The sequence below is a fragment of the Pseudomonas sp. ASL7 genome (assembly GCF_056680375.1).
In genome coordinates this window covers 2,220,237-2,242,410 of sequence record NZ_CM155279.1, presented here as the reverse complement: position 1 = coordinate 2,242,410, position 22,174 = coordinate 2,220,237, and the positions used below count along the sequence as shown (strand labels likewise).

Annotated in this window: 20 protein-coding genes; 5 read left to right on the top strand and 15 right to left on the bottom strand. The window is 55.8% G+C overall.

Features of this window, described 5'->3' with window-relative positions:
- Positions 1-115: 115 nt before the first annotated feature.
- The 3 genes from AC1MDT_RS10190 to AC1MDT_RS10180 form a co-directional block, all read right to left on the bottom strand.
- Positions 116-862, bottom strand: coding sequence for a hypothetical protein (locus AC1MDT_RS10190; RefSeq protein ID WP_480421897.1), 747 nt, complete (start codon positions 860-862; stop codon positions 116-118).
- A 250-nt stretch (positions 863-1,112) separates the two neighbouring features.
- A complete protein-coding gene (locus AC1MDT_RS10185; RefSeq protein ID WP_480421896.1) occupies positions 1,113-1,403 on the bottom strand; it encodes a hypothetical protein in 291 nt (96 codons plus the stop codon).
- Positions 1,404-1,658: 255 nt separating this feature from the next.
- Positions 1,659-2,603, bottom strand: a complete 945-nt coding sequence (locus AC1MDT_RS10180; protein WP_480421895.1) for a DMT family transporter — start codon at positions 2,601-2,603, stop codon at positions 1,659-1,661.
- Between the two features lie 91 nt (positions 2,604-2,694).
- Here AC1MDT_RS10180 and AC1MDT_RS10175 point away from each other — a divergent pair, with 91 nt between their 5' ends.
- A complete protein-coding gene (locus AC1MDT_RS10175; protein ID WP_480421894.1) occupies positions 2,695-3,630 on the top strand; it encodes a LysR substrate-binding domain-containing protein in 936 nt (311 codons plus the stop codon).
- A gap of 171 nt (positions 3,631-3,801) precedes the next feature.
- Complete coding sequence (locus AC1MDT_RS10170) at positions 3,802-5,262, top strand: MFS transporter (RefSeq protein WP_480421893.1); 1,461 nt, start codon at positions 3,802-3,804, stop codon at positions 5,260-5,262.
- Between the two features lie 96 nt (positions 5,263-5,358).
- Here AC1MDT_RS10170 and AC1MDT_RS10165 read toward each other — a convergent pair whose 3' ends face one another.
- The 3 genes from AC1MDT_RS10165 to AC1MDT_RS10155 form a co-directional block, all read right to left on the bottom strand.
- Entirely contained in the window at positions 5,359-6,210 is an 852-nt protein-coding gene (locus tag AC1MDT_RS10165; protein ID WP_480421892.1) for a phytanoyl-CoA dioxygenase family protein, read from the bottom strand.
- 10 nt (positions 6,211-6,220) lie between these two features.
- Positions 6,221-6,925, bottom strand: coding sequence for an ABC transporter substrate-binding protein (locus AC1MDT_RS10160; protein WP_480421891.1), 705 nt, complete (start codon positions 6,923-6,925; stop codon positions 6,221-6,223).
- A gap of 121 nt (positions 6,926-7,046) precedes the next feature.
- Complete coding sequence (locus AC1MDT_RS10155) at positions 7,047-8,222, bottom strand: M20 aminoacylase family protein (RefSeq protein ID WP_480421890.1); 1,176 nt, start codon at positions 8,220-8,222, stop codon at positions 7,047-7,049.
- A gap of 235 nt (positions 8,223-8,457) precedes the next feature.
- On the opposite strand from AC1MDT_RS10155, the gene AC1MDT_RS10150 reads away from it, so the two are divergent.
- The gene (locus AC1MDT_RS10150; protein WP_480421889.1) at positions 8,458-9,372 is read left to right on the top strand and encodes a LysR family transcriptional regulator; all 915 of its coding nucleotides are present in this window, start codon (positions 8,458-8,460) and stop codon (positions 9,370-9,372) included.
- 83 nt (positions 9,373-9,455) lie between these two features.
- On the opposite strand, the gene AC1MDT_RS10145 is transcribed toward AC1MDT_RS10150, so the two are convergent.
- From AC1MDT_RS10145 to AC1MDT_RS10110, 8 genes are all read right to left on the bottom strand, one after another.
- Positions 9,456-10,349: a polysaccharide deacetylase family protein gene (locus AC1MDT_RS10145; protein ID WP_480421888.1), complete on the bottom strand. Its 894-nt coding sequence runs from the start codon at positions 10,347-10,349 to the stop codon at positions 9,456-9,458.
- A gap of 45 nt (positions 10,350-10,394) precedes the next feature.
- Positions 10,395-11,291 carry an NAD-dependent epimerase/dehydratase family protein gene (locus tag AC1MDT_RS10140; RefSeq protein WP_480421887.1) on the bottom strand — a complete coding sequence of 299 codons (897 nt, stop codon included), beginning with the start codon at positions 11,289-11,291 and terminating at the stop codon, positions 10,395-10,397.
- A 102-nt stretch (positions 11,292-11,393) separates the two neighbouring features.
- Positions 11,394-12,128 (bottom strand): SDR family NAD(P)-dependent oxidoreductase, encoded by a 735-nt coding sequence (locus AC1MDT_RS10135; RefSeq protein WP_480421886.1) that lies wholly within the window; start codon positions 12,126-12,128, stop codon positions 11,394-11,396.
- 96 nt (positions 12,129-12,224) lie between these two features.
- Positions 12,225-13,652, bottom strand: coding sequence for an APC family permease (locus AC1MDT_RS10130; RefSeq protein WP_480421885.1), 1,428 nt, complete (start codon positions 13,650-13,652; stop codon positions 12,225-12,227).
- A 443-nt stretch (positions 13,653-14,095) separates the two neighbouring features.
- Positions 14,096-14,821: an alpha/beta fold hydrolase gene (locus tag AC1MDT_RS10125; protein ID WP_480421884.1), complete on the bottom strand. Its 726-nt coding sequence runs from the start codon at positions 14,819-14,821 to the stop codon at positions 14,096-14,098.
- A gap of 139 nt (positions 14,822-14,960) precedes the next feature.
- Complete coding sequence (locus AC1MDT_RS10120) at positions 14,961-15,884, bottom strand: LysR family transcriptional regulator (protein ID WP_480421883.1); 924 nt, start codon at positions 15,882-15,884, stop codon at positions 14,961-14,963.
- Between the two features lie 459 nt (positions 15,885-16,343).
- Positions 16,344-17,084: a Mut7-C RNAse domain-containing protein gene (locus AC1MDT_RS10115; RefSeq protein ID WP_480421882.1), complete on the bottom strand. Its 741-nt coding sequence runs from the start codon at positions 17,082-17,084 to the stop codon at positions 16,344-16,346.
- A 381-nt stretch (positions 17,085-17,465) separates the two neighbouring features.
- Positions 17,466-17,798, bottom strand: a complete 333-nt coding sequence (locus tag AC1MDT_RS10110; RefSeq protein ID WP_480421881.1) for a hypothetical protein — start codon at positions 17,796-17,798, stop codon at positions 17,466-17,468.
- A gap of 1,122 nt (positions 17,799-18,920) precedes the next feature.
- On the opposite strand from AC1MDT_RS10110, the gene AC1MDT_RS10105 reads away from it, so the two are divergent.
- Entirely contained in the window at positions 18,921-20,018 is a 1,098-nt protein-coding gene (locus tag AC1MDT_RS10105) for an acyltransferase family protein (RefSeq protein ID WP_480421880.1), read from the top strand.
- Between the two features lie 143 nt (positions 20,019-20,161).
- Here the strand turns inward: AC1MDT_RS10105 and AC1MDT_RS10100 are convergent, their stop codons facing one another.
- Positions 20,162-20,449, bottom strand: a complete 288-nt coding sequence (locus AC1MDT_RS10100; RefSeq protein ID WP_480421879.1) for a MerR family DNA-binding protein — start codon at positions 20,447-20,449, stop codon at positions 20,162-20,164.
- A gap of 249 nt (positions 20,450-20,698) precedes the next feature.
- Between AC1MDT_RS10100 and AC1MDT_RS10095 the strand changes: the two genes are divergently transcribed.
- Positions 20,699-22,120: an SGNH/GDSL hydrolase family protein gene (locus AC1MDT_RS10095; RefSeq protein WP_480421878.1), complete on the top strand. Its 1,422-nt coding sequence runs from the start codon at positions 20,699-20,701 to the stop codon at positions 22,118-22,120.
- The last annotated feature ends 54 nt before the right edge of the window (positions 22,121-22,174 follow it).

The window sequence follows — 22,174 nt, the reverse complement described above, 5'->3', positions numbered from 1 at the left end:
CTGTTGGTCGATTTCGTTTGGGTATGCGCGGCAGCAATCGCCCCATAGCGGCATGTCAGAAGTGCCTGCGGAACCGGGGGCGATTCATTCAGGTTGTTGAAGACCCATCATTGCGTTAAAAGGCGAGGCCTAATTTTGCGCCATATTCTTCCCTGGTTTGGTTTTCGATATCGGTCACCGCAAATTGCCCATCCAGGTCATATTTGAAGCGGTTGTAGTACAGGGAGGCTATCACCGGAATCGAACCCTGCTGATTAAACAGGTAGCTCAGCTCGATGTAAGGATTGGTGCTGTCTTTTAAACCCTGATTCTCGCTGCTGATTCCATGGATTTTTAGCTGTGAATCACCGTTTATGGATTTTCGAACTCCCGCTTCAAAACGCAAAGCTGAAGTGTTGAACTGATGATTGTAGCCCGCAGCAATTTTAGCGAACGGCGTACGGCTAGTGAGATCAATGTTGTACTTGTCAGAGTCCGGTTGAAATCGATTCCATTTGTACCCGCCGCCCAGCAAAACATCCATAAAATTGCGCGCATCAAAAGCCATCCTCCAGCCAAAATCCAAGTCGGCTTGGCCATCCTTTACTTTCTGATTCTTTTTTTCAGAATACTGCCCACTGATTTCTGCCTGATAAATAAAGCCAGTCTGAGCCGTCATTTTGTTGCCGAAGTTGAGAAATAATCCTCCTTCCGGCATGTACTCGGTGTTCGAGCTTTTGCGCCCTGTGAATTCGAGAACGCTGTAGCTTCCCAGCAAGCCAAATGCAAAAAGCGGATCTGTAGGAGGTGCGGCGCTAGAAGTTGTGGGTACGGCTCCCGCGAGCAGGAGGGTGACAACAGCAGTAAGAATGGTCCTTTTCATAAGAGCTCCATCAGTACGCTACAGGTCCAGATTAGACCGGTCACTGACAACCATAGCCGTTTTTTTGTGTTGGACTCGTTATCGAAAGTGTTGGCTCTCCCGGGGAAAGGGAACGCCTCTTGGGGGCGCTGCCTGGTTTTCTGCTGATTCGGAGGAGGCGGTCGTGAGAGCGGACGATCACATCTATGCGAAGCAAATATACAAAACTTGCGACGGTGATAGTGACCGTGAGATCAACCGGAAGGGCGCCCTAGTTGATCTGCACAATGACCGGACCTTCTGTAACGATCGGTGGGTTCGCGTGGATATTCGAGGCATTTTTCTGAATCCAGTCGCGCGCGACTTTCAAGCTCGCATCGGTGCTGGCCTTGTCCGTGCAAACGGTCACTGCCGTACAGCCATCACCTGTATTCAGCAGTGTGTAGCTTACGAGGCCAGGCACTGTGCGCAGGGTGGCTTCGACGTCGGCCTTGCGCTCCTCTAAAAGCTCGAAAAGCTGCTTTGCTCCAACACCCAAGTAGGTTCTTATAACCGCATACATAGTCGTCTCCTTTGGGAGCTACCTTCTTGAGGCCAATCCAGATTCGCTGATGGTCGCTATCACTCAGGGTTCATTTCGTCCCGATATATTCAGCTTAGCCAAACGCCGGCGACAGGCGAAATGCAACGACCGCCGGCCGCGTCTGCCGATTTCCGCCCGTCTCGAAGGGGGGAAGCAGCCCATCATTTGTGTCTATAAAATCGAGAGCGATTCACATTGCTGCCGGTCAGCTCGGTAAGAATCGGCCAACAGCGCCTAGGGTTCAGCATGTTTCACCGGCGCCACCCGATGACGCTTCGCCGCCCAGACGACCCCGCCCACCAGCAACACGATCGACACCACTTCCATCAAGCCAGGCACTCGCTGGCTGAACAGAAATCCGTATACACAGGCAAACAGCGTTTCGAACACGATCATCTGGCCGCTTAATGAGGTGGCCATTCGACGCGAGCAGGCATTCCAAAGCCCATTGGCAACCCATGAACCACAGAGTGCCAGGAACAGGCAGACCCACAGGAAAACCATCCAGCGGCTGCTTTCAACCTCAGCGGGCACCAGGTTGGGGAACAGTACCAAGGCCGCGATGCCGAACACGATCGCTACGATGCCCGTCACGATGCCCAATAGCGTCGACCATTCGCTGCTGTTGAAATGGCTTTGTTTGAGATAACGGGCATTGTGGGTGGCGTACCACGACCAGCAGACCACACCGCTGAATCCGCAGGCCAGGCCCAGCAACTGGGAAGACAGCGAGGTACTCGCTGCCCGCGCGCCTGAATGTTCCAGACTGACCGATACGATGCCCAGGAATACCAGCAACAGGGGCAGCTTGAGTTTGGTCAGGGGCAGCGATCCTGCATCGCTGCGCGCCAGAAAGGTAATGGCAACCGGCATCATGCCGTTGATAAGGGCGGCCGCGGTGACCCCGCTCAGCTGTACGGAAGCGCCCAACAGCGCATAGTTCAGCACATTTCCGGTCAATGACAGACGCAGCAGCATCAAGGCATCGCCGCGCGTCAATCGTGACAGCAGCCGTGACGCGATCGGCAAAGCGAAGAGGAGCGAGAACAGCCCGTACAGGGCAAACCGCACACTGCTGATCAGCACGGCATTGAACTCCGGCAGCAACGAAGGGCCGATAATCACTCCGCCCCAGATGGCCCCCGCCAATATTGCAAATACAACCCCACTGTTCATCATCTCGGCTCTGACAGGCTATTTGGCGGCATTCTAGCCATGGTATATAAAGCGCCACCTGCGATATAAAGTTGGCCACCCATTCCAGCGCGGAATGTCTTGGCGCAGTCGCCCGCCCAGGAGAACGCTCATCAACCGTTACCTGCGTACCTTGCCCCCCTTGGAGACCCTGATCACGTTCGAGGCCGTGGGCCGACACGCCAGCTTCACGGGTGCCGCTGGCGAACTTTTTCTTACCCAGAGCGCGGTGAGCAAACAGATGCGCCAGCTCGAGGACTGCATGGGCGTCCCGCTCTTCGAGCGCAAACCACGGGGTGTCAAGTTGACCAGCGCAGGCGATGAGCTGCTGATGACGGTCAACGTGCTCCTCGCCACGATGTACCAAAGCGTCACGCGAATTCGCAACGTCCATCAATCCAACGCCGTCTCGGTGCTCGCGACCCACGCCCTGGCCCAGTTCTGGTTGTTCCCGAAATTGATCGAATTCAACAAGGCATACCCCGATATCGCCGTGCACGTTCATGCGATCAACGAGTTCGATGAGGCCAGCCTCAATGATTTCGACGTCGGCGTTCTTTATGGTTCTGGCCAATGGCCCTCGCTGGATAGCGATTTCCTGCTGCCGGAAATCGTCTATGCCGTGGCTCATCCTTCACTGGACGTCTCGGGGGTTGAGACGCTGGAGCAATTGGCACAAGCCAACCTGGTGCAGATCGACACCTGCGCCTGGCAGTGCCTGGACTGGCATCAATGGTTCGGCCACTTTGGCATCGACTTCATAGCGCAGGAAAAGGCCCCGGTCTTCAACCAGCTGACGTTGGCGTATCGGGCCGTTCAACAAGGCATGGGCATCGGCCTGGCCTGGACATTCATGGCGGATGAGGCGCTGGCCAAGGGAGAATTGCAGCGGGTTACGCCTTTCGAATGCGTGACGGGCAATGGCGAGTTCCTGGTGTCGGTCAAGCATCGCAAGCGTTCTGCATGTGCCGAGATTTTTCGGCAGTGGCTCCTGGGATCGATCGGCGACTGACGCAGAACGCCGCGGCGTTTCAGGTTTTCCTGGCGGAGCGGTGCCTGCGCATCAGACGGCGTGGGGTTCGTTTCGGTTAGAGGGCGTGCAACCCGGCAGCGGAATTTTGAACTCCCGATCCGGGCGCTAACTCCTAACTCACAAGGCACTGCACAAGACAATGATGTGGCGATGACCCACCTACAGCTGCATAGCCGCGAGCCCGGCGCGATATTCGTAACCAATCTTCCAGCACGCCTGGACCGCTTGCCGTGGGGCCGCTTTCACTCCCTGCTAGTGTTCGCGCTGGGAATCACCTGGTTACTCGATGGCCTGGAAGTGACCCTGGCCGGGTCGGTGTCCGGCGCGCTGAAAATCAGCCCCGATTTGCGCATGAGCAACTTCGATATTGGCTTGGCCGGCGGCATCTACATCGCCGGGGCAGTGGTCGGTGCCTTGGTGTTCGGCTGGCTGACCGATCGCCTGGGACGGCGCAAGCTGTTCTTCATTACTTTATGGCTGTATGTAGGCGCCACGGCGGCCACGGCGTTCTCCTTCAACCTGGAAAGCTTCCTGCTGTTCCGCTTCCTTACGGGCATGGGCATCGGCGGCGAATACACGGCGATCAATTCGACCATCCAGGAATTCACCCCGGTACGCTATCGCGGCTGGGTCGACCTGACCATCAATGGCACATTCTGGTTAGGCGCAGCGCTTGGCGCCAGCGGGGCCATCCTTCTGCTGGACCCGCATGTGGTCGGCGGTGACCTGGGCTGGCGCCTGTGCTTCGGCATCGGTGCAGCGCTGGGCCTGTTGATCCTGGTGATGCGCCTGTGGCTGCCGGAAAGCCCGCGCTGGCTGCTGATCCATGGTCGGCTAGATGAGGCGCGACACATCGTCGAAGGCATCGAAGCGCGTCTGCGCGAACAAGGCCATGAACTGCCGGCCGTGACCGGAAAACCACTGCGCCTGCACGCGCGGGACCATACGCCGCTGGCGGAGATCTTCCATACCCTGTTCATCCGATTCACCCGCAGGGCGCTGGTGGGGATGACCCTGCTGACCGCGCAGGCCTTCTTTTACAACGCGATCTTCTTCACCTATGCGCTGGTGCTCACCGATTTTTACCAGGTGCCCGCCGAGCGGGTCGGTTGGTACGTATTGCCCTTGGCACTGGGCAATTTCTGCGGGCCGCTGCTGCTGGGGCGCCTGTTTGACGTGATCGGCCGCCGTGTGATGATCAGCTTCACTTACGCGACGTCCGGGATATTGCTGGCGCTCAGTGGCTATGCCTTCCAGCAGGGCTGGTTGGATGTCACCCAGCAAGCTGCGGCGTGGATGGTGATCTTCTTTTTCGCTTCGGCGGCGGCCAGCTCGGCCTACCTGACCGTGGCGGAAACCTTCCCACTGGAAATCCGCGCCTTGGCCATCGCCGTGTTTTACGCGTTTGGCACTGGCCTGGGCGGCATTATCGGGCCGATGCTGTTTGGCCAACTCATCCAGACCCAGCAGCGCAGCAGTCTGTTGATCGGTTATCTGATAGGCGCCGCGCTGATGTGTGTGGCGGCGGTGGTGCAAGCGGTTTGGGGGGTGGCTGCGGAGCGTCGAGCGTTGGAGCAGGTGGCCAGGCCTTTGTCGCAGGCTGGGGATTGAGGGTGGGTGGGGGACTACTAGCCCATGAGCAAAGGTGTTGACCCTTTCTCCAGGGTGACCACCTCAGGCTTCCCCCAGCCATCCTGCATCATCGACTTATCGCTCGGACATTCTGGTTCCTCGATGCCAGAGTGTCGGAAAAAGCTCGTGTTCCATAGGTACGCCTGATGCCAGAGCATCTTTAAGCCCAGGAAAGTCGGGTGAGGTGGCCCAAGGTCTCGGCGCATGGCGCACGTCATCGCCTATGACCCTCACTGAATACGCACGGCGACGGTTATGCCCGCCCACGCCAGCAGAGGCGTGCAAGGTCAACATGTTGAAACACACCATGTCCCCCGGCGACAACGTCCATCCGAGAATGGGAAAGTCCTCGCGATGGCTTTCAATATCCGGTAGCTCGCCCAGTGTCCCCTCGGAAAACCATTTGGCCTGGCTGTCCATGAAGGACCGAGGCATCAACCAGGGGCCCTTGTGTGAGCCGGCGATGAACTCGAGGGTCGATTCCCTGGGCACGGGGTCAACTGGAATCCAGAAACTCACGGTGTCCGAACCCGTGATGTTGTAGTAAGGCTGGTCCTGGTGCCAAGGTGTGCGTTGGCGCGTATTGGGCTCTTTCACCAGCAAGTGATCATGGTGCAGGCGCACCTGTTGGCTGTTCAGCAGGGCGGCCGCGATGGGGGCGATGGCGGAGTTGAAGATGAAGTCGCGATAGTGTGCATTCTCTTGCCAGTTACAAAAGTCCTCGAAGAACCATCCCGGGTCCGTAGGGCTGCTCGCCACTTTTGCGCGAGGGCTGGGATGGGCAAGATTGCGCTCGATGCCTAGCGTCAGTTCACTGATTTGCTGCGCAGTAAACGCATTACGGATGCACACTGCACCATCAGTTTGAAAGGCACGCACCGTCTCGTCACTGACGGGGATGGCACCGCGTTGTGTCATATCGTTCATCGGGATTGCCTCATTCGCCGTAAATATCGAAGTTGAAGTACTGCTTCGCGATCTGGTCGTATTGGCCTGATTGGCGAATGCCGGCAATGGCGGTGTTTAGCTGCTCTCTGAGATCAGGCTCGTTTTTTCGCACACCGATAGCGACGCCATCGCCAATGATGCTTTTGTCGGTGATGGGTTCACCGGCGAAGGCAAAGCCCTGGCCTTGAGGTTTTTGCAGTAATCCGATGTCGGCTTGTACCGAGGCCTGGAACGAGGCATCCAGGCGTCCGGTGATGAGGTCTGAAAACACCTGGTCCTGGGTTTGGTATGAAAGGATATTGACGCCTTGGCGGCCCCATTGTGACGTGGCATAACTTTCATGTAGCGAGCCTTGAACCACCCCAACCGACTTGCCTTTCAATGAGGCTGCCGTCGGCAGCAATCCAGAGTCTTTTCTGGCAACGAGAGAAGAGGGTGCGGTGTAGATTTTGTGGCTGAAATCGACCTGCTGGCGACGTGCCTCGGTGGCGCTGAATGCAGACAGGATGGCGTCGAACTTCTTCGCCTTTAACGCCGGGATCATGCTGTCGAAGGTCTGCTCGACCCAGATACACTTGACCCGCAACTCGGCACATAGGGCGTTGCCCAGATCGATATCAAAACCACTCAATGAACCATCTGGCTGCTTTTGCTCGAACGGTGGGTAGCTAGGGTCGACGCCGAATTTGATCACCGGTTCCGCCTGCGATAGCGGGGTGATGATCAGCCCGAACAGCAGGGTGATGGATTGAAATTTGCGTACTTGCATGATGACCTCATTTTTTATTGGTTTTCACGGTTTGGCAGGTCTTTGCTCAAGCGTTGAGTGGCAAGAAGGCCTCAGTCAATTTGACCCAATAACCAGCACCCCGAATCAGGATGTCGTCATTGAAGTCGTAGCGAGGGTCGTGAGCCATGCAGCTCTTTTCACCGTCGCCATTGCCGATGATCAGGTAGCTGCCAGGGCATTGCTGCAGGAAGTAGGCGAAATCCTCGCTGCCATTGAAGGGCACGATGTCGTTCAGCACCTCGTCCTCACCCAGCCAGTCGATGGCCACCTGACTGGCAAACCGGGTCATTGCTTCGTCATTCACCAGCAAGGGGTAGTCGGCACTGTAGTCGATGTCGGCGGTCGCGCCGAATGCCTGCGCCTGGGCGTGAATGAGGTGTTTTATCTGGCTCTCCAGGCGGTCCCGGACGGCGTTGTTCAGTGCACGGACGGAAATCAGCATGTGTGCGCTGTCCGGGATCACGTTGGACGCCTTGCCTGCGTTAATGGCCCCGACGGTGATAACGCTCATTTCCTGAGGTGAAATGTTGCGCGAGACGATTGTCTGCAAGGCCATGATGATGCTTGCGCAGACCACCACAGGGTCGACGCTCAGATGCGGCATCGCGCCGTGACCGCCTTTTCCGTGAATCGTGACATTGACCTGGTCGGCGGAGGCCATGAAGGGCCCGGCTCGGAACCCGAGCTTTCCGACAGGGTAGCCAGGCATGTTGTGTGCCGCGAACACTGCATCGCAGGGGAACTGTTGCAGCACACCTTCCTGAATCATTCGTCGGGCGCCGGCCAGACCTTCTTCAGCCGGCTGGAAAATCAGGCGGACGGTGCCATCGAACGGATGGCCATGGGCGAGGGCGTAGGCGGCGGCGAGGAGCATGACCGTATGCCCGTCATGGCCACACGCGTGCATCTTGCCCGGAATCCGGCTTGCATAGGGGAGCCCGGTTTTTTCCAGAATAGGCAGTGCGTCCATGTCGGCCCGTATGCCGATCACCCGCGAACTGGTGCCTTTTTTCAGCGTGGCGATGACGCCGGTTTCGGCGAAGCCGCGCGTCACGTCATAACCCCATTTGATCAATCGTTCGGCTACCAGCTCGCTAGTCTCGACCTCCTGATAACCGAGTTCAGGGTTGGCATGGATCTGGTGGCGCAGTTCGCGCATTTCCTGCTCAATCTCTTTTAACAGCGTGATGGACTGTGTCATTGGCAGCGTTTTTCCTTGGTGGCCAAGAGGAGAAACCAATCTGTCGCAAGGGCCACATCCCACGATGGCTTACGGCATCATGCGTTTCATCAAAATGCCCGGGCTTTTTCTGGTACGGTCTTTTGGTGACATTCGAAGCCCAGGTGGTGTTGGTCCCAGAGTAGAGGGCCAAGGCAACAGCTGACAGGCAATCGAAAGTGAACAAGGCAACCCTGGGTTAACACCGGCGGACACTATGAAGTTCTATCAACTCAATGCACTGGTGGCGGTGGCCGACGCGGGCAGTATTCGCGGCGCTGCAAAAAGGCTCGACACTTCACCGGCAGCGGTCACCAAGGCCATCCAGAAGCTGGAGGCAGACACCGCTACACAATTGCTGATCCGTAATACCTCAGGGATTGTGTTTACCGAGCTCGGCAAGAAGCTGTTGATTCAGGCACGTCTGCTGGTGGCACAGATGGTCAGCGCGCGTCAGGTGTTGGGGGCTTGCCAGGGGGAACTGGAGGGGCGCTTGTCGGTCGCCGTGACACCCTGGTTGGCGATGACGCTCATGCCAAAATCCGTCGTGCGCTTTCGCCAGCTGTTTCCAAAGGTGCAACTTGAGTTGTATGAGGGGCTTTCATCGGTCGCGTGTCCGCTGCTGCGGGATGCGAGCGTCGATCTGTTTATCGGACGGCTTGATACCCGGTTTTCCAGCACCGACCTGACCTGTCTGCCACTGTTCACGGCCGATTGTGCGGTGGTGGCCCGTCAGCAACACCCGTTGTCAAACAGCAGGACCATGGAGGATCTGGCGTCGGCTGACTGGATACTGGCCTCGCAGCAAGACGGAACAATTTCGACGCAGGGGCATGTGCATTTCGCCCATTCGCTCTCGATCATCTTGAGCTTGCTGCGTGAAACCGACATGTTGAGCATCTTTCCCTGGCCGCTGGTGGAGATATGCGCTCAGCGCGAAGGCTTGTGCGCCTTGCCTCTGCGCGAGCCGGTCGGCAGTGCCTCGGTGGGCGCCATCAGCCGAAGCGGGCAGCCCCTGCGGCCGGCGGCCGAGCGATTTCTGGAATGTCTGATCGAAACCATTCACCTGGAGATGGGGCAAGCTCATTCGCCTTATCGGCGCATGTTGCAGACCGTCGATTTGCTGGTCTGAGTGGGGCGCTTAGAGTCGAGCGCCCCCCCAACATCAATTACAACAAGAACCCAAGACGCACGATATATTCACCATCAGAATGGCTACTTATGCGCTTTAACCGGTCCCTGATAATAAGGCAGCCTGTCAATCCGTGGTTTATAGGCGCCCGTGGATATACTGCGCTGGACATGCGCGGCGATCTCATCCATCCGTGCAAACCAGACATCACCTTTCGCCATCATGTATTCGATCAACTTCGAAACCTCATGCCATCGTGACAAACGACCGGAAAGGAAAGGATGCCAGACGGGTATGAAGAGCGCGCCATACTCCCAGGCAGCATCGAACTCGGCCTTGAACACCTCGACGGCGCGTTGCGGCGACTGAATCGGCATCTGAAAATCCAGGTCGATGCTGTGCATGTACTGAGGCCAGTCATCCAGCGCCCAGCTGGATGGAAGCTCCACCAACTCTCCCGCACCCGTGCGCAACAGATAAGGCACATCATCCCCCATCAAAGAGGCGTCATAACTGAAGCCTCGCTCGATCAACAAGTCAGCCGAGTGCTCTGACATATTGTAGAGGGGAGCCCGCCAACCCCGCGGTGCCTGGCCGGTGAATCGCTTGATGGTGTCGCAACCCCGATCGAGCCAATAAGCTTCTTCTTCCCGGGTCAGCTCGTTTGGATGCTCATGTATATAGCCGTGATGGGCGATTTCGTGTCCACCTTCGACGATCGCCTCAATGGCCTCCGGGTATTGTTCGATGCACCAGGCCGGTATGAAAAACGTCTGTTTAATCTCGAAGCGTCGATACGTTTCCAAAATCCTTGGAATCGCCACTTTAGGTCCATAGTGCAGCATCGAAATACTGGCAACCCGGGTCGCGGAATCGTTGGGGTGCGCCACATGCAGAATGCTGTCTGCATCCATATCAAAAGTAAAGGCTACGGCGCAGCGAGCACCATTTGGCCAGACAATAGGATTTTCAATCATCTTAATCACCCGTGGATACTGAACGTTATCGAATAAGACCCCCTATCAATACTCGTGATCAATCAACCAGCTTGAATAATTTGTGAGTCCTTTTTCAAGTGACCATTGTGCTCGATAGCCCAGCTCCCGTTCGGCTGCACTGAGATCCCATTCCCCATGGCGATCGAGATGCCAATAACCGTCGCCAACTTCGATGCGGGCATCAGGAATAATTTTCCGGATTACTTTAACGGCTTGATGCAGCGTCCAAGAGCGATCACCGGCAATGTTAAATACACCGCCTTTCAGATCTCTGGTTTCAGCCGCCATCAGTACCGCACGCACAACGTCTTCAACATGAATATAGTGGAACCGATGATCTCCGCCGGAAGGCAAGGTAAAGGCTTCACCACGATGAACGGTTTTAAGTATATCCCTGAGAACTTGCGGCATTTTATTTTCCGGGCCATACACTTCCGCAATTCGCAGTGAAATTACCTCCATGCCATAAAGGTCATTGTAGACTCGGCCAAAGTGCTCGGTGGCAATTTTGGTGACACCATAGGGTGTGGTTGGGTAAGTCGGTGTTTGTTCATTAATCACACCCTCGAAATGCCCATACACCGTTTCGGAAGAAAAATTGACTAATTTTTTGATTCCCGCCAATCGCATTGCTTCAAGCAAATGGACAGTACCATCGATATTCGCCGTCACCGTCGTAATTGGCAGGTCTATGGACAAGTCAGGATGTGACATGGCCGCCGTGTGAATGACACGATCAACTCCATAGTCCTGGATAGTTCTGACAATCCTGGGTATATCGAATAACTCCCCTTGCACAGGGGTCATGAATTCAGACTTGGCTTCGGAGTAGTCACGGTTGTAACTCACCACCTTAACACCTTGTTCGCTGAGCTTTTTAGTCAGGTATCTGCCCACATAGCCCAAACCACCGGTAATCATTATAGCGCTCATTTTATATCCTTCTTTTTATTAGCAGAATAAGGGCCACATCGTTGACGGGTACATTCATGACTCAGTGAAGTTAAAGGTCGAGACACCCAACTAGATCGCCGCCCCACCATTGGGGCTAATGATCTGTCCAACCATATAATCACCTGCGGGCCCTGCCAGAGCCTCGACCATGGCGGCAATTTCATCCGGCTTGCCGAAACGCTTCAATGGAAGGGCCGCGCGGGTCTCATCGTTGTATTCGATGGTGTCGTTGATCAGCATGTCTGTTTCAATCGGCCCCGGCGCCACCGAATTGACCAATACACCTTGTGGGGCAACTTCCTTGGCAACCGCTTTTGTCAGCGCGATCACCCCGCCCTTGGAGGCACAGTACGCGGCGTAGGTCGCAAATCCAATCAGCCCCAGCTCGGAGCTGATATTGATAATCCGCCCCTGACGACGTGCCAGCATGCCCGGCAACACGGCTTGCATGCAGGCCCACGTCCCACCGAGATTGGTACTGATCATCTGCTCCCACTGCGCCCAGGTCGTTTGCTCTACTGTCGCCGAAACCAGCCTCCCTGCATTGTTGACCAGAATATCGACCCGACCGTAGCGACTCTCCGCCGTCCGGATGATTCCGGCTGCGGCTTCGGGATTACTGATATCCGCCTGAAGGGTGATCCCGTCACCACCGTTGTCTTCGGCAATCCGTATGACGGCGTCCAGTTGATCTTTGGTGTCGAAGTAATTGAGTACCAAATGATCGCCACTTGCAGCAAAACGCTTGGCGATTGCCAGCCCAATGCCCTTTCCCGCTCCAGTGATAACGACAACACGCTTCATAAGTTCACCCATGATTTTTTAAATGAACGCCGCACGCAGGCGTCAATGTCGGGCCAGTGCAAGCTGCAACATTGATCACATGCGTTAACGTGGAAATCAGGACTCTTGCACTTTGGAAAGTGCGGGTTGCCGGGAAACTCGCGACTGCCATACCAGAATCATTGCGCCAGACAGAATCGTCAGCGCGCCGAGGTACCAGGCCGTGTATTGATCTTCCGGCGAAACCGGATTCGCACCGGCGGTGTAACCGATGTATCCCAGCACGAGAATGGCAAGAGAAGCAGGGATCGACAGTGCCAATGCAATGCCGAAACGCTGACGTCGGAAAGTCATGACAATAAAGGCGGCGATCGCGGCCATGTAGGACATCACCAGCGTGATGGTCACGACATCGTAGTACCACACAATCTTATCCAGGGGTTTCCACCACAGCAGTGCAATAGCGACGGACGAGACAATAACGCTGGCCAGCCACGGCGACTTCGTTTTGTTAACGGCGCAAAGCGCTGCTGGCAGATGCCCTTCTTCGCTCATTCGATAGAGCGTACGCGCAGCCGCACTCGAAGAGATTTGCAAGCCGGCGCATGCCGAAGTAATCACGACGAACAATGCAATCCAGGCCATGGCCGGTGGCAAGTAGACATTCGCGACAGCTGCGATGGGCCCACCGTTGCCGTCCTCAATAATTGCCGCCAGTTTCTCTACCGGCACTGCGTACTGCCAGCCGATAGCCGCGAGGGTGTAAATGACAAATGCGGAAGTCAGAACGAGCAACATGGAGCGTTGTACGGTACGAACCGGAACACGCGACTCCTCGATGTAGTTGATCGCAGAATCGAAGTTGGCGAGCATCCATACGCCGAACAGCACCCCCGGTCCGATCGCGGACCAACCATCCGACCCTTGCAGCGTGTACATGGAAATGACCGACAAATCTGGAACCTGAGGGTTGATGATGCCCATCAGCCCGAGGCCGGTAACGACACTGATCTCGAAAATCAGAAAGACGCTGGCGACTTTGGCGGTGGCATTGACGCCTTTGCAGGAAATGCCCAGAAAGATCAGAACCATACCCGTCCCGATCAGTTTGGCGTTAAGCGGACCCGCCATGGCCGGAATCAGCGCCTGGATGTATTCGGTTCCGATGATCGCGCACATGGCCATCACCGCCATGCAGGCAACGGAGTACGCCCAGCCGAGAATGGTCCCGACGCTGGTGTGCAGAAATCGCGAGGTGAATGTAAACACTCCGCCAGCGGACGGAGCTTGCCGAGTGAGGGAGATCATGCAGAAAGCCATGACCAACATTGGAAAGAAGTACGCAATTAGAATGGCCAGCGGAGCGTGGTGGCCCGATATGGAGTAAAGAATCGACATCGAAGAGGCGGCAATCCAGCCGGGTGCATTAAAACCAAGCGCTGAAAACGTCACATCCTTTGTGGTTAGCGTACCTTTGTTTAGCGCCGTATCAAGTTCACGAACAGTTCCGTCACGGTCATAACCGATGATGTCATAGAAGTTCATTTTTCAGGCTCTGATTAATAGCTATAGAAGATGTTGTAGCGTCAAGCCGTCTGAGCTGACTTGAACGCTGCTCTTATTATTCAACTAAGCAAAATGCAGATACTCAAAACCCGAACAAGCCAAACAGCGGTAGCTTATTCAGAGTTGACTTGCAGCTTTATTATTTTTTTATCGCCCTCCAGGCAAGTCCTCCAGCCGAGAATGATTTTTTCAGCCGCCAGCAGTCACTTCAACTGCATGGCTACGTGTGTAGCCAGTTGTGTCGCTTAAACCTCTGAATCGGGGGGCCAGTATAGAAACAGCCAAAAAAAACCTACCATCAGAAATTACCGATGTTTGAATCTGGATCAGCGAAGTAAATCCTGGTCAATAGCGGCCTGCGCACACCCTGGCGGCGCTGGTTACTTCCAGCGCAAACACTATTCACACCGGTGTGCATACGCTTAGAGCGATGCCCGCTCCAGAAACTTCCTGATCTCGAGAGAGTAGGCGCCAGGATGCGAGAACCTGAACATGTGGCCGGTGCGCGGCATGATGACTTCCTGCGAGCCCTTTATGCCCTTCAGAAGGATCCCCGCGGCTTCTTCGCCGATCAGCTTGTCTTCCTCGGGAGTCAGGATCAGCGTGGGGACGTCAATCTTCTTCAGCAGGGCCGTATAGTCCACCTTCTCGATCGAGCGTATGCGGTTGACGTAGGCTTTGTGGGGCGTCTCCTTGACGAAGAAAGCGCGACTCTTTTCGGTTGACCAGGGGATTTCCCCCTCCTTGTCAAACGACGAAGCCAACTGCGCTGCGTGGACCCGAAGGGTCGTCTGGCGGTAAAAGGGCCCGGGGAAGAACGGTACAAGCGCTGCCAGCGTCTTGAGCAGGGGCGAGGTGATCGGGCTCTTGGCAAACCCCCCTGAGAGCACCAGGCCCTTAAGGCCCTTCGGCTGCCGCGTCGCCACCGCGATCGAGGATACCGCGCCGTAAGAATCGCCAACTAACACATAGCTATCGAGGTCCTTCACCTGGTCAGCGATGAAGTCGGCCAACGTTTCCAGCTCGCATACGTCGTCCGGCAAACGAAGGGTACGCATGGCGCGGCTCTGCAAGTGGTTCAACTGGTCAAGCTGCCATGGGGCCCCTGCGAAGCAAGGGATCATGACCAAGGTGGGCTCTGTTTTCATGAGGTACTCCTAGCGGGTTGAACAACAACCGAACTCTAGGAGGACCGAGGCATTCGATCCAATGGCATTAACACACCCTGTCCATGCACGAGATTCATGGCCCCGGGTCGCTCCGGCCGCGGCAAGCCCCCGCCGATGTTTAGCCGGCAATCATCATGTTCGTAATCCACTCAACGGCGGGCTCGTTGGCGCGCCCTCGTGCTCGAATAACGAGTACCTCCCAGGTGGGTAGCGCCAAGGGCAGCTCAAAAAGGCTCAGTTGCGCGGTCTCCTGCATCTGCAATGCGACCCGCTCGGCAATAACGGCAATCGATTGCGAAGCACCGACCATGAACGGAACAGCCAGAAAGCTGGGGCAGGTGACGTTCACCTTGCGGGTACGACCGAGGCTCTCCAGCGCATCGTCGACAGCGCCCCGCGTATCGCCGCGCGGCGAGACCAGAATGTGGGGCAGGCGAGCGAAGTCATCCAATTCCATGTGCAGCTTCTTGCCTCGCTTGACCAGGGCTGGGTGGCCCTTGCGCGCGATGCCGACGAAACGCTCCTTATGGACAAGCTGGCAAGCAAAGCGCTGCGGGATCTGGGCAAAAGAGCCCGACCCTAGCACGATGTCGATCTCTGCGGCGTCTAACATGCGCAGAGCGGATTCGACATCGGCCGGCCTGAGCCTCAGCACGGCGTCCGGCGCAGCGGCCTGGATCTTGGCCAGAACAGGGGCGATGACGGTCAATACGGCGTGATCGGTCGCCGCCACGGAGAGTGTCGCTTGCAAACGACTTGGATCGAACGGGCCACGTGGACTGGCGACGAGCCTGACCGACTCGAGCACTGCCGTCACTCTCGGCATCAATTCTATGGCCAGCGGCGTCGGCGCGATCCCGCGGGGGTTACGAATGAAAAGCTGATCAGCAAAAGCTGTACGCAGCCTCGATAAGGCGTGGCTGGTTGCGGACTGGGACAAATGCAGTCTTTCGGCCGCGCGGCCGACGTGCTTTTCGGCCCAAAGCGCCTCAAGTACAACCAGAAGGTTGAGATCGAAACGCGTCAGATCCAGGGGCTTCATGCTGTATTAGCCTCTTCGTTCATAATTTGAAGTATGGAGCTTTCGTACAGCCCTTACGGGGCTGCTACCGCGCACGACAAAGACAAGGGGGGATGTCTGGCATGCCGGCAAGCTTACCGCGAGCAGACAGGAGCGCTTCGTGACGTCTCGGGGGCGCATCAAATTCTTCGTGATTCTGCAGGGGCTGCGTCTCTCAGCAGCGCCCGGCGCGACCTGCGCCACGATAGCGTGAGCTCCTTGCAGCTCGCAACTCCGAAGCCGCCGGATACGAAACGAGGGGCGACGAGCCGTCCCAAGCTCAGGAGCCCCACCGCGCCTGGAGCCGGGTCTGGTTCCAGCCCATGCCCCCGTTCTTTGATGCCTCAAGGCAGACGCTCACGGGCGACCGTTTTGTGGCCGTTATCTACCTGATGCACAAGCGAGTTATCCCTGGCAACGCAGCCGGCCTGATGTGCCCGGCTATCGGTCCAGCAGCGGTGCCAGCAGTGCACACATGCCGCGCCAGTGTGAACCCTCCCAGTAAACCCGTTGGCAGGCGTCGCAGTGCAGGAAGTGCGAATAGAGGGCGCCAACGCGTGGCGGCACCTGTGGCCGGGCCAGTTCCGGGCTGATTTCGCGCAGCGGCAGGTTGCAATGAAGGCACAGGCTGAATGGTCGCGCGCTACGCGCCAGGTCGAGGCGCTCGTACAATTCGCGCAACTGCAGCGACGGTTTCAGGGCATGCACGTAACAGCCGTGGCTGATGATCCGTCGCTTGAGCAGGTCGCGGTCACGGGTTAGCACGATGCGTCCTTGCTGCGCAGCGATCTCGGCGATCTCGCCATCCTCGAAGCCATTGTCGTAAAGGGTGTCGAAGCCGCTCATGCGCAGCAGGCTGGCCAGCCCGCCCAGGTGCGCGTCAGCGACGAAGCGCAGCACCCGTAAAGGTTGCGCACGAATCTTCAGCAGCGGGCTGATGTCCAGCGCTTCGAACTTGGGATACACCGCCAGCCGGTCACTGTCGAGAATCACCCGCTCGAAGCCCACCGACTCGCCGTTGAGCAGCACCAATTCGACCTCCGTGTGCGGTATCCCGAGCGCCTCGATCATGTGCTTGACCGTCGCCCCGCGTGCGCACTCACAGGTGAATGACTGCCGCCGCCGTTCGGCCGGCAGGAAATCGTTGAGCTCCTCGTAGAAGCGGAAGGTTGCACTGGTCATGTTGAACAGTATGGCAGGGCTGCAAGATGACCGAGTCTAGTCCGGACATCTTCTCCGGCATTGAAAGCAAGCGCAAAATGGCCGATTGCTGCCTGTCGCGAAGGACAGCTATCGACCCAAAGCAGTCATTTTCCGTATGAAGTTTGTGCTACTTAGATGCAGTTTCTTTGGAGAATCCAACACCGTTTTAACTCATGGAGAGAAATTGCGAATCTACATCAAGGGCGCTTCGTGTGCGGGCGTGACGACGGCCATACCCGCCTGCCAGCCCAGCGCCAAGCGTTGGGTTGATCTGGTTGTTCCAAGTAGTCGAGGAGGTTGTGGATAAGGACGGGGATGCTACTGAACAGCCGCCGCAAGAGGGTTGCGGCGGCGGGTCAATCAATACTGGCCGAGGCGGGCGGTATCGGTGTAGGCATTGCAGGTACTGGGGTCCAGGCACACTGCCATGTACACCGCTTGCTTGCCGCAACCACGAACACCCACGGTGTATTCGGTACGGCCATAGCCATATTGCAGTTGGACTACTTTGCTCGACAATATAGTCGGCGTTACAGCCTGGCAGTTCATTTCGAAGGCTGCGCGAGTGGTAACCACCTTCATCGCGGCATCTTGATTGGCAGCAATAAATTGCTGATTAGACTGGCAACCGGCAAGACCAGCAGCCAGCAGTGCCAAACCCAGGAGGGCACGGCTTTTGTTTTTGATATTCATAGTGACTGCTCCATAAATGTGATTTTGCCTAACCAGCGAAGGGCTTTAGTGTCCTGCCTGTGTTCTGCTCAGCGAACCGCTGGCAGTACTCTGATGATCCGGACCAAGTTAAAGCTAGTCGCTCAGGCCGCGACAAGCCAGTGCTCTATTTAGCCATTCGCGCCGGTTACCTGTTTGGCAGCAAAATATTGATGAGTAAAGATTGCCAAGTACCTTGCTTGCATGGGGCAGCCCAGTAGCATCGGCAGATGCCCTCCGGTGTTTGCTCACCACTGCGGGGGTGTCACTACGAGTGACCATGGAGGCGTCCGACCAACAGCTTCAAGGCGGCTAGATTGGGACAGCCAATGTCACTTCAGGGTCGAAAAATGACGCTCGCGAGTGACTCCTATTGGCCGTTTTTTGCCTGTCGCGAAGGACAGCTATCGACCCAGGCTGTGTGAAAACGCATGCACTGTTTTGTAGTCTGCGTTGCTACGTAAAATCTGTCGGTGATTGGTTAGTCAACAGACCAATAATTTACGTAGGAACGCGTTTTTCGTTCTGATTCTGACGGTCAAACTCGCTCTAAAACGTTTTCACACAGCCTGGACCCAAAGCAGTCATCTGAACCGCATTGATCGACAGCAATGCCATCCACCTATCTTAGAATCGGGAGGGTGGCTCATTTCCGGCCTTGATCTGCTAAAAGGATCTGATCCGGGTTTGGCTGGCACCCATATCTGAACAGAAGGCGAGGCTCGGTATTTCCGAAATATTGATCCACGATGGTCTCGAGGGCGTGGTGAGTTTAGGTTCTCGCCATTGCTGCGCAAAAGCACCTGGTTTTGGCCGTTAACGCCGTCGGGCTGACCGTTAGCTGTAGCCTGATCCTTGGCATTCCTTTGTCCTGGTTTTGGGATAGGTGCAGGGGGTTAGGAATAGAGACAAAGCGTGTATGACGGCGTGGGGCTGGTCATACACCAAGACCGCGAATATGTAACATGTCTTTTTTTTCATGTTGGGCAGTCGCGTTGATGCGCCGTCTACACTCAGACGCTATAAGACATACCTACCGCGACCGGCAAATGGCCGTGATAGTTATCGGGTCCTGCCATTGCGCACAATTCCGAGAGCCATTCAATGAAACTGGATCACGCTCTGCACAGGGATAATAACAACGCGGATTTGCTACGCCTCATCGCTGCATGTGCAGTCATCTGGGGGCATGCTTACGCTCTTGTTCCAGGGCCTTCGACGACAGAGCCTATCGGGCGGTTGCTTGGATTTGACTATTCGGGATCGCTGGCCGTTGAATTCTTCTTTTTCTTAAGCGGTATTCTTGTAACGAATAGCTGGATAAACAATAGTTCACCACTTAATTTTATACTGGCACGGTTTTTTCGGGTGTTCCCAGCCATCCTCGTTAGCGCGACCGCTTGCGTGTTACTGCTTGGACCGATGTTCACCACACTACCGCTGAACAGTTATTTTGCTGATAGCCCCGTTCTTACAGCAATATTTCGGCACCCCTATGTCGAATATTCGTTGCCCGGTGTGTTTGAACATAGCAACTACCCGCTGACCAACGGATCTATTTGGACGATCCGATATGAACTTATTATGTACACTATGTTGCTGGCAGCAGGGCTCTGCGGGGTATTCCGTCATAGGCTCTTCGCGACGGTGGTTCTCGTCGTAATACTTGTCATTTCAATGTTTTTTCCGGAAAAAATTGAACTGATTGGCCTGATGAACGTAGATATTGGTGGTCGCCTCCCGGCCTTTTTTGCTTTTGGGGCTCTTCTTGCGCTTTACAAAGACCGGGCAGGTATCAATATCCGTGTCGTTTCCGGCTTAATCCTCTTTGCTTGGATCTTCCGGCATGGGTCGGCGTTCCAGTTTGTGTTTTATCCGGCATTTTTGATTACTGCGCTTTGGCTGATGACCACCGAGCCAATCAAGGCATTGCGGCTTCCAGGCGACTTTTCGTATGGTGTTTATGTCTTCGGATGGCCAATACAACAGGTTATAGCCGCCGCTTTCCCGAGTTTCGGCGTTCATGCAAATCAGGCTGTTACGATCACCGCATCTCTTGCGTTGGCCAGTATTTCTTGGTACGTAATTGAAAAGCCCTGTATCCGATTTGGGCGCCAGTTAAGTCAGCAATTTGCTGCGTATAGCAGCCGCGAAGCCAATTCAGAGGCGATGCTAGCGACTGACCGTAGGCCCAGGGAATAACTACAGGTATGTGAGTTGTAACTGCGCCAAGAGGGGGGGTTATGTTTCGAGTCTTTTCTTAAGTGCTTGATCAAAAATTACAGGCCCTGAGTTGGTTTCGCCCAACGAGTCTTGTGGATTAAGCAATGGGCACTCTCCCATGGTTAAACAGCCGCAACCGATGCAGCCTCCAGGCTCGTTGACAGCTTCGTTAATTGCTCGATGCGTCGCTTCAGGGAGGACGCCCAGGCTTTCGACACCGTTTCCCATTCCTTGGCGGACGCTTTGCGATCATGCGGGATGGGTTCAAGGGCTGTCTTGATGTCCGCAAGGGAAATCCCGCTGGCTTGCGCAATTCGAATAATCGCGATCCGACGAAGCGTGCCGCGAGCGTAGACACGATGATTACCGGCTGGGCGGATGTCTGCTTCTGGCCGAAAGCAGTCTTTCAAGAAACTTTATTTAGGCAATCGTTGGCTACCTTGATCAGGCTCAGATTCAACCACAAGAAGGGATAGTGCCTTCAGTGTGGGCGCTTTAGTTCGTTTATGAGGGAGAAGCTTCGTAAGCGTCCGGCCAACACACCTTTCTGATCCCAACGCCTCATGGCGTTAGCAGTAATGTCCGATACACTCCTGTGAGAGAATTTTTTACAGCACTCAGGTTGTGCGTCCGATTAACTATTAACATGTGGTGCTTTGATGGGGCGAAAAGTTAATCGTGTCGTCATTTTTAGCCTAATGCTTGCAGGCTGCTTTCTACAGGTATCCGCAGAGCCGGTTCCTCCGGAGGCTGATCAGGCGATTGGCCGTTCGTTGTCAATAATTCGTTCAGCAACTCCAGAGACGCCGCAGGTCCTGAAAATTCTTTTCTATGGACAGTCTATCAGTACGCCGAAATGGACCGATCTGGCTATTGCGACTTTGCGAGCCAAATATCCCAACGTGACCTTCGATTACCATAACCTCGCCTTGGGAGGGTGGGGCGCCGCTCTCTTGGAGCAGGCAGTTGCCCGCGACGTGGAGGAAGTCTATCCCGATCTGATCGTTTTCCACGCTTATGGCGATCACCGTGCCTACGAACGAATTATACGGACCCTTCGCTCAAAAACGGCAGCCGACATCATCATTCAAACCGACCACGTCGTAAATCCGCTTGAACCCGTCTGTGACACTGGCTTTCATCTTCAATGGTCGCCGCCCGAGGGCTGTGTAGGCCATTTTTGGTTCAAGCAAAGGAACTGGGAGGAGTTCATGTCCCGCGTCTGGGAGCCAGCCCTGGCGGCGAAATATGACCTTGCGCTGGAACCGCGCCGTCAGCGCTGGAATACCTATTTGCAGGAGCATAATCTTCAAATAGCTGATCTTCTCGCCGATTCGCCTCATCCCAACGCCAAGGGGTGGACCCTCATGGCTAACCTGTTCACCTCTTGGGTCGAGGAGCTTGGGGATGATTATCAAAATAATGGGTGGAACGCTTCCGGCCAGGTTCGGAGTTTTACTGCGCCGGTCCCTGGCGAAACGACCCGCTATGAATTTGATGGAAACCGCGCCGAACTAATCGCCGCGGGGCCCTTGGACGGAAAAGTAAATCTCAAAATCGACGGAAAGGACCCTAGCGAGGTCGACGGCTGCTGGCAGACCAGCCGCGTGACGCGTTTGACTAATGTCCCGGATTGGCCGGCCCTGACAAAAGTCGGCGTCCGCCTATCTTATCGAGAAGCGGATGTTTGGACGCTTCGGGTACGGAATCTCGACATCTCGCAGGAAAACTTCGACTTTGACGTCGAGAGCGCTCGTACAGGAAAAGAGGGAAGCGGCTCGAGTAAGGACGTTTTCAAGTCGCTCTCGGGAAACGTGACCATACAGCCGGGTGCCTGGAACCTTTCCTATGCCAAGACGACATCCGGTAAAGGTCTCGCGGAGGAACAAAGCTTTCAATGGGAGCGACGCTTCGTCTGCGGAGACGAGCTGGGGACTGCCCTGGCAAATGGCTCGGTGCAGCAGCGTCATGTACTGGCAACCGGCCTTCCAAATACACATCATGTCATCGAGTTAACTGTTCCTTCTGATACGCCCGCGATTTTGGAATTGCGCGCTTATCGGCCGCCGCTTATTGACTGATAATCACACCGCTCAGGTAAAAAGCGTCCGGGCATACAGCTAATGACCAAAAGC

Bases quoted from the DNA above. Each gene is read 5' to 3' on its own strand.
- AC1MDT_RS10190 (WP_480421897.1), bottom strand. From the start codon at position 862: ATGAAAAGGACCATTCTTACTGCTGTTGTCACCCTCCTGCTCGCGGGA.
- AC1MDT_RS10185 (WP_480421896.1), bottom strand. From the start codon at position 1,403: ATGTATGCGGTTATAAGAACCTACTTGGGTGTTGGAGCAAAGCAGCTT.
- AC1MDT_RS10180 (WP_480421895.1), bottom strand. From the start codon at position 2,603: ATGATGAACAGTGGGGTTGTATTTGCAATATTGGCGGGGGCCATCTGG.
- AC1MDT_RS10175 (WP_480421894.1), top strand. From the start codon at position 2,695: ATGTCTTGGCGCAGTCGCCCGCCCAGGAGAACGCTCATCAACCGTTAC.
- AC1MDT_RS10170 (WP_480421893.1), top strand. From the start codon at position 3,802: ATGACCCACCTACAGCTGCATAGCCGCGAGCCCGGCGCGATATTCGTA.
- AC1MDT_RS10165 (WP_480421892.1), bottom strand. From the start codon at position 6,210: ATGAACGATATGACACAACGCGGTGCCATCCCCGTCAGTGACGAGACG.
- AC1MDT_RS10155 (WP_480421890.1), bottom strand. From the start codon at position 8,222: ATGACACAGTCCATCACGCTGTTAAAAGAGATTGAGCAGGAAATGCGC.
- AC1MDT_RS10150 (WP_480421889.1), top strand. From the start codon at position 8,458: ATGAAGTTCTATCAACTCAATGCACTGGTGGCGGTGGCCGACGCGGGC.
- AC1MDT_RS10145 (WP_480421888.1), bottom strand. From the start codon at position 10,349: ATGATTGAAAATCCTATTGTCTGGCCAAATGGTGCTCGCTGCGCCGTA.
- AC1MDT_RS10140 (WP_480421887.1), bottom strand. From the start codon at position 11,291: ATGATTACCGGTGGTTTGGGCTATGTGGGCAGATACCTGACTAAAAAG.
- AC1MDT_RS10135 (WP_480421886.1), bottom strand. From the start codon at position 12,128: ATGAAGCGTGTTGTCGTTATCACTGGAGCGGGAAAGGGCATTGGGCTG.
- AC1MDT_RS10130 (WP_480421885.1), bottom strand. From the start codon at position 13,652: ATGAACTTCTATGACATCATCGGTTATGACCGTGACGGAACTGTTCGT.
- AC1MDT_RS10125 (WP_480421884.1), bottom strand. From the start codon at position 14,821: ATGAAAACAGAGCCCACCTTGGTCATGATCCCTTGCTTCGCAGGGGCC.
- AC1MDT_RS10120 (WP_480421883.1), bottom strand. From the start codon at position 15,884: ATGAAGCCCCTGGATCTGACGCGTTTCGATCTCAACCTTCTGGTTGTA.
- AC1MDT_RS10115 (WP_480421882.1), bottom strand. From the start codon at position 17,084: ATGACCAGTGCAACCTTCCGCTTCTACGAGGAGCTCAACGATTTCCTG.
- AC1MDT_RS10110 (WP_480421881.1), bottom strand. From the start codon at position 17,798: ATGAATATCAAAAACAAAAGCCGTGCCCTCCTGGGTTTGGCACTGCTG.
- AC1MDT_RS10105 (WP_480421880.1), top strand. From the start codon at position 18,921: ATGAAACTGGATCACGCTCTGCACAGGGATAATAACAACGCGGATTTG.
- AC1MDT_RS10095 (WP_480421878.1), top strand. From the start codon at position 20,699: ATGGGGCGAAAAGTTAATCGTGTCGTCATTTTTAGCCTAATGCTTGCA.